This is a genomic window from Bacteroides sp. MSK.20.12, from assembly GCF_019052435.1.
In the GTDB taxonomy this organism is placed as follows: Bacteria; Bacteroidota; Bacteroidia; order Bacteroidales; family Bacteroidaceae; genus Bacteroides; species Bacteroides xylanisolvens.
Window position 1 is genome coordinate 142,861 of sequence record NZ_JAHQVH010000009.1, and the last position, 6,549, is coordinate 149,409.

6 protein-coding genes are annotated in these 6,549 nt (G+C 43.6%); 5 read left to right on the plus strand and 1 reads right to left on the minus strand.

Annotated features, from left to right (window positions below; all coding sequences use genetic code 11):
- Positions 1-78: 78 nt before the first annotated feature.
- The 5 genes from bioA to bioD all read left to right on the plus strand — a co-directional run bounded on the left by bioA (position 79) and on the right by bioD (position 5,925).
- Entirely contained in the window at positions 79-2,493 is a 2,415-nt protein-coding gene (gene bioA, locus KTR06_RS07485; RefSeq protein ID WP_217290146.1) for an adenosylmethionine--8-amino-7-oxononanoate transaminase, read from the plus strand.
- A 199-nt stretch (positions 2,494-2,692) separates the two neighbouring features.
- Complete coding sequence (locus KTR06_RS07490; protein ID WP_049702471.1) at positions 2,693-3,847, plus strand: 8-amino-7-oxononanoate synthase; 1,155 nt, start codon at positions 2,693-2,695, stop codon at positions 3,845-3,847.
- Positions 3,844-4,503, plus strand: coding sequence for a DUF452 family protein (locus KTR06_RS07495; RefSeq protein WP_217290147.1), 660 nt, complete (start codon positions 3,844-3,846; stop codon positions 4,501-4,503). The genes KTR06_RS07490 and KTR06_RS07495 overlap by 4 nt, the downstream gene beginning before the upstream one ends.
- 10 nt (positions 4,504-4,513) lie before the next feature.
- On the plus strand, positions 4,514-5,281 hold the full coding sequence (gene bioC, locus KTR06_RS07500) for a malonyl-ACP O-methyltransferase BioC (protein ID WP_217290148.1): 768 nt from the start codon (positions 4,514-4,516) through the stop codon (positions 5,279-5,281).
- On the plus strand, positions 5,278-5,925 hold the full coding sequence (bioD, locus tag KTR06_RS07505) for a dethiobiotin synthase (RefSeq protein WP_087318330.1): 648 nt from the start codon (positions 5,278-5,280) through the stop codon (positions 5,923-5,925). Before bioC ends, bioD begins: the two co-directional genes overlap by 4 nt.
- Positions 5,926-5,968: 43 nt before the next feature.
- On the opposite strand, the gene KTR06_RS07510 is transcribed toward bioD, so the two are convergent.
- Positions 5,969-6,549 (minus strand): PD-(D/E)XK nuclease domain-containing protein (locus KTR06_RS07510; protein ID WP_217290149.1); only part of this gene is annotated, 581 nt, incomplete at its 5' end.

Consider the following 6,549-nt stretch of genomic DNA (forward strand, 5'->3'; position numbering starts at 1 on the left):
AGAAATCGTAAACTTGCTTGCTTATCCAAAGAATCTTTGTACATTTGCCACGTTCTAACGAACAAAAGTAAAAAATCAATGAAGCAACAACGCCACATACAGACCACACGTACCCTTCTTTCCCGCTTCCGTTATTGGGGCAGAAAGAACTATGCCGCTTTTGCGAGTATGGGACGTGAATTCCAAATCGGTCATCTGCACATCAATGTTGTGGACGTTGCCCTTCGCAAGCAGAATGCTAAAATTACTATCCCTTATCATACATTTATGACACTTCAGGAAATAAAAGACCAAGTGTTGGCAGGCATTGATATTTCGCCCGACCAAGCCGCTTGGCTAGCCAACATGGCTGACAGCGAGGCGCTATATGCCGCCGCGCATGAGATTACCGTCGCACGTGCTTCGCACGAATTCGACATGTGTTCCATCATCAACGCCAAGTCCGGCCGATGCCCGGAAAACTGTAAATGGTGTGCACAATCCTCTCACTACAAGACTAAAGCCGAGATTTACGATCTCCTTCCCGCTGAAGAATGTCTCCGACAGGCGAAATACAATGAAGCCCAGGACGTCAACCGTTTCTCTCTCGTTACCAGCGGACGAAAACCATCTCCCAAACAGATTACCCAACTTTGCGATACCGTTCGTCAAATGCGACGTCACTCGTCCATTCAGCTCTGTGCTTCTCTGGGGTTACTTAACGAAGAAGAGCTACGTTCCCTATACGAAGCCGGAATCACCCGTTATCACTGTAACCTGGAAACAGCTCCGTCTTATTTTTCCAAACTCTGTACTACGCATACACAAGAACAAAAACGAGCTACTCTTGATGCAGCCCGTCGTGTAGGCATGGATATCTGCTGCGGAGGTATCATCGGTATGGGAGAAACGATGGAGCAACGGATTGAATTTGCTTTCACTTTAAAAGAACTGAATGTTCAGTCCATACCTATCAACCTGCTTAGTCCGATTCCGGGAACTCCACTGGAAAACGAGCAGCCTTTAAGCGAAGAAGAAATACTTAAAACCATCGCTATCTTTCGTTTTATTAATCCGACAGCTTTTCTAAGATTTGCCGGAGGACGTTCACAACTTTCTTCCGAGGCGATGCACAAAGCATTATATATCGGTATTAACTCGGCTATCGTAGGTGACCTGCTGACAACTCTCGGTTCCAAAGTATCGGAAGACAAAAAGATGATTCAGGAAGAAGGTTATCATTTCGCCGCTTCCCAATTTGACCGCGAACATATCTGGCATCCGTACACTTCTACCACCGATCCGCTTCCTGTATATAAAGTGAAACGGGCAGACGGTGTTACCATTACCCTCGAAGACGGACAAACGCTCATTGACGGAATGTCTTCCTGGTGGTGTGCAGTGCATGGATATAATCATCCGGTATTGAATCAGGCGGCAAAAGAACAATTAGATAAAATGTCTCATGTCATGTTCGGAGGACTGACGCATGAACCGGCCATTGAATTGGGGAAACTATTATTGCCTTTGGTTCCTCCCTCCATGCAGAAAATATTCTATGCAGACTCCGGTTCGGTAGCCGTAGAAGTGGCACTGAAAATGGCTGTACAATATTGGTATGCAGCAGGAAAACCGGAAAAGAACAATTTCGTGACTATCCGTTCCGGCTATCACGGTGATACGTGGAATGCCATGTCTGTATGTGATCCGGTGACGGGTATGCACAGTCTTTTCGGTTCGGCATTGCCTGTACGTTATTTTGTCCCGTCCCCCACTTCCCGGTTCGACGGAGAATGGAATCCGGAAGATATACTGCCTCTGCAAGAGATAATTGAAAAACATTCAAAAGAGTTGGCGGCGCTTATCCTGGAACCGGTGGTACAAGGAGCAGGTGGAATGTGGTTTTATCATCCGCAGTATCTGCGTGAAGCAGAAAAGCTTTGCCGGAAGCACAATATTCTTCTAATCTTCGACGAAATAGCAACGGGATTCGGACGTACCGGCAAACTTTTTGCGTGGGAACACGCCGGAGTAGAACCGGATATCATGTGCATCGGCAAAGCACTGACCGGAGGATATATGACACTTTCTGCTGTATTAGCCAGTAACCGGATAGCAGATACCATCTCCAACCATGTACCGGGAGCTTTTATGCACGGGCCTACATTTATGGGTAATCCACTTGCGTGTGCAGTGGCTTGCGCTTCCGTTCGCCTATTACTCGAATCCGATTGGCAAGAGAATGTGAAGCGAATCGAAACTCAACTGAAAGAAGAACTGGCACCTGCACGGAAATTTCCGGAAGTAGCTGATGTACGAATACTCGGAGCTATCGGAGTCATTGAGATGAAGCGTCCGGTAAATATGGCCTATATGCAACGACGATTTGTGGAAGAAAGAATCTGGGTACGTCCCTTTGGCAAACTGGTATATCTAATGCCGCCTTTCATCATTACTCCGGAACAATTAAGCAAACTGACTTCCGGGTTACTTAAAGTCATTCAAAAAAGATGACAGATAAAAAGAATATTACCGGATTTTCACCCAAGGATCTGTTCCTCGGTGAGGAACGGACCTTTCCTCACCGAGGAAGGATGCCTTGGTCGGTGAGAAACTTCCGGGATAGTCCTTCTGACGATAAACATCTTATAAGCAACAGATTACACTTTCAATCATTCATCTATCGAATACTGATTACTTAAAATAACAATTCATGACATTAGAGTATATAAACCAGGAACTCCAAACCTTGAAAGAGAAAAAGAATTACCGTTCTCTCCCACCGCTAATCCACGAGGGGCGAGATGTTCTGCTGAACGGACAACGAATGTTGAACCTATCTTCTAATGATTATCTCGGACTGGCCAATGACATTTCATTGAGGGAGGAATTCTTAAGGACGCTCACTCCCGAAACTTTCCTGCCCACCTCCTCTTCTTCCCGGTTATTGACCGGTAATTTTAGTGACTATCAGAAGTTGGAGCAACAGCTAGCCACCATGTTCGGAACCGAAAGTGCACTCATATTCAATAGTGGTTATCATGCCAATACAGGAATACTTCCTGCCATTTGCAATACTCACACCCTGATTCTTGCTGACAAGCTGGTGCATGCAAGCCTGATAGACGGGATTAAATTATCATCAGCTAAATGTATACGGTATCGTCACAATGATATTTCCCAGTTGCAGCGACTGATTGCTGAAAATCATAACGCTTATGAGCAGATTATTATTGTTACCGAAAGTATCTTCAGCATGGATGGCGATGAAGCTGATCTTCCCGCTCTCATTCAACTCAAGAAGAGCTATTCCAATATTCTTCTTTATATAGATGAGGCTCATGCTTTTGGTGTACGAGGGAAAAAAGGATTAGGATGTGCTGAAGAACAAGAATGTATCAACGATATAGACTTTCTAGTAGGTACATTCGGGAAAGCCATTGCCTCGGCAGGAGCGTATATTGTCTGCCGACAACTCATTCGGGAATATCTAATCAATAAAATGCGCACGTTTATATTCACAACCGCTCTTCCACCTATCAATATTCAGTGGACTTCATGGGTGTTAGAACGTCTTCCAGCTTTACAACAGAAGAGAACTCACCTGCTACAAATCAGTGAAAAGCTAAAGGAAGCCCTTACAACCAAAGGATACAATTGCCCCTCGGTAAGCCATATTGTCCCTATGATTGTCGGAGCAAGTGAAGATACCATATTGAAAGCAGAAGAACTCCAACGCAAAGGATTTTACGCATTGCCGGTACGTCCGCCTACGGTTCCCGAAGGGACTTCACGCATCCGCTTCTCACTGACAGCGGACATCACCGAACATGAAATCGACCAACTCATTAAACTGATAAACGGATGAAACAGTATTTTATCATAAAGAATAATCAAAAGCATCTATTGCTTTTCTTCGCAGGCTGGGGAATGGATGAAACTCCATTCCTGCAAATTCACCCGACCGATAAGGACTGGATGATTTGCTATGATTATCGTTCATTAGAGTTCGATGCCGACATTTTGCAAGAATATTCCGAAATCACCCTCATTGCTTGGTCAATGGGAGTATGGGCAGCCTCACAGATAATGAAACAATATCCATCCCTGCCCCTTTCCCAAAGTATCGCTATCAATGGCACTCTTTCTCCTATACATGAAACGAAAGGGATTACTCCTACCATTTTCGAAGGAACCCTGCAAGGACTGAATGAACAATCCCTGCAAAAGTTTCAAAGAAGAATGTGCGGTTCAGCAGCCGATTACAAGGCTTTTCAGACAGTAGCTCCCCAACGTCCCGTTGAAGAGCTCAAAGAAGAGCTTGCTGCCATACAAAAGCAATACTTATCATTGCCACCATCGGATTTTGCATGGCAAAGAGCCATCATAGGAAAGAGCGACCGTATCTTCCTGCCGGATAGCCAATGGTTGGCATGGAGAAACCAAGTGGATTCCCTTGAATATATAGAAGCCGCTCATTATCAACAAGACCTTTTTGATAGTGTAATCATGCAAATCAACTAATGATCGATTTATGGATAAACAACTAATCGCCGAACGTTTCTCTAAAGCCATTGCTACTTATCCCCAGGAAGCAAACGTACAGCGGCAGATAGCAGATAAAATGATTCACCTGCTTACAAAACACATCTCTTTTCCCTGTTCAAAAGTGATTGAGTTCGGATGCGGCACAGGTATTTATTCCCGTATGCTACTTCAGGCCCTTCGGCCGAAAGAATTATTGCTAAACGACCTTTGCCCGGAAATGAAGTACTGTTGCGAGGATATATTAAGAAAAGAACAGGTTTCCTTTCTTCCGGGAGATGCAGAGACAGTTCCTTTCCCCGCTGAAAGTACATTAATTACTTCCTGCTCGGCTCTGCAATGGTTCGAATCTCCTGAAAACTTTTTCAAAAGGTGCAACGCCCTGCTTAATAACCAAGGCTATTTCGCTTTCAGCACTTTCGGTAAAGAGAATATGAAAGAGATACGAGAGTTAACAGGAAACGGACTCCCTTATCGTTCACGTGAAGAGCTTGTTAAAGCCTTGTCATCCCACTTTGACATACTTCATTCGGAAGAAGAACTTATTTCTCTTTCGTTTGATAACCCACTAAAAGTACTTTATCATTTGAAGCAGACAGGAGTAACCGGAATATCCGGCACCTCTTCCCAACAACTGCGGACACGTCGTGACTTGCAGTTATTCAGTGAACGTTACACACAAGAATTCACCCAAGGCACTTCAGTGTCCCTGACCTATCACCCCATTTATATCATCGCAAAAAAGAAAAAAGTATGAAACAGAATGTATATTTCGTAAGCGGTATCGACACCGATGCCGGCAAGAGCTACGCCACCGGATTTCTAGCTCGTGAATGGAACAAGAACGGACAGCGTACCATCACTCAAAAGTTTATCCAAACAGGAAACATCGGTCACTCCGAGGATATTGATTTGCATCGTCGTATTATGGGAATCCCCTTTACAGAAGAAGACAAAGAAGGACTGACTATGCCGGAAATTTTCTCTTATCCCGCCTCTCCTCATCTAGCTTCCCAACTGGATAACCGTCCCATCGACTTCGACAAAATCAAACGTGCTACAGAAGAATTGAGCGAACGCTATGATTCAGTTCTGCTCGAAGGTGCAGGCGGCTTAATGGTTCCATTAACGACAGAGCTTCTGACAATAGACTACATTGCCCAAGAGAATTATCCACTTATCTTTGTTACTTCCGGTAAATTGGGAAGTATCAATCATACTTTGCTTAGCCTTGAAGCTATACAAAAACGCGGTATTGTACTGGATACAGTACTTTATAATATGTATCCTACCGTAAAAGATAAAACGATTCAAAATGATACGATGAACTTCATTCAAAACTGGTTGAAGAAGTATTTCCCGGATACGAAATTTATATTGGTTCCAGAAATAAAAGAATAAAAAGACTTATGACTTCAAAAGACTAGCCTCACTATTTGCCGGGCTAGTTTTTTGTTTCTACAATCCACTTTTCAATATTACGGGTTTCCGCAGTGAAATTTACTCCTATTTTAAAGAGTTTACGTCCGTCCATTTCGAAAGGAAGAGCATAATTCTTGTCGTTAATCTGCTGTAAAGCATCTTCTGCCGTACCGTTCAGCTTAAATTCCATGATATAAATAAATTTATCAGTCTGCAAGACAAGATCAATGCGCCCTTCACTCGTATGATACTCTACCTTGGTGTAGAAGCCTAACAGTTTAAAAACGATAAAAAGAACATTTTCGTAATGTAGTTCCTGATCCCGAATCACTTCGTAAGTAGTGTCTGCAAAGAAGCTTTGCAGGCGGTGGAAGAAAGAGTTATAATCACCCGCCTCCACTTCACGGACAAACTTCTGAATTTCAAACGGGGACTCGACCTTATTTACATTTGCATAATAAGGAAGCAAAAAACGAACAAATCCTTCTTCTACTTCACGGTTGGGAAAACCTAAGCGATACATGCCAAAACGTTCATCATACCCCTTAATGGTTAGGTATCCACTCTGATAAATTACCGGGATGGGATTGGTGGATTCAGAAT

What these genes read in the sequence shown, in the direction of transcription:
- KTR06_RS07495 (WP_217290147.1), top strand. Translation starts at nt 3,844, where the DNA reads ATGAAACAGTATTTTATCATAAAGAATAATCAAAAGCATCTATTGCTT.
- bioC (WP_217290148.1), top strand. Translation starts at nt 4,514, where the DNA reads ATGGATAAACAACTAATCGCCGAACGTTTCTCTAAAGCCATTGCTACT.
- KTR06_RS07490 (WP_049702471.1), top strand. Translation starts at nt 2,693, where the DNA reads ATGACATTAGAGTATATAAACCAGGAACTCCAAACCTTGAAAGAGAAA.
- bioA (WP_217290146.1), top strand. Translation starts at nt 79, where the DNA reads ATGAAGCAACAACGCCACATACAGACCACACGTACCCTTCTTTCCCGC.
- bioD (WP_087318330.1), top strand. Translation starts at nt 5,278, where the DNA reads ATGAAACAGAATGTATATTTCGTAAGCGGTATCGACACCGATGCCGGC.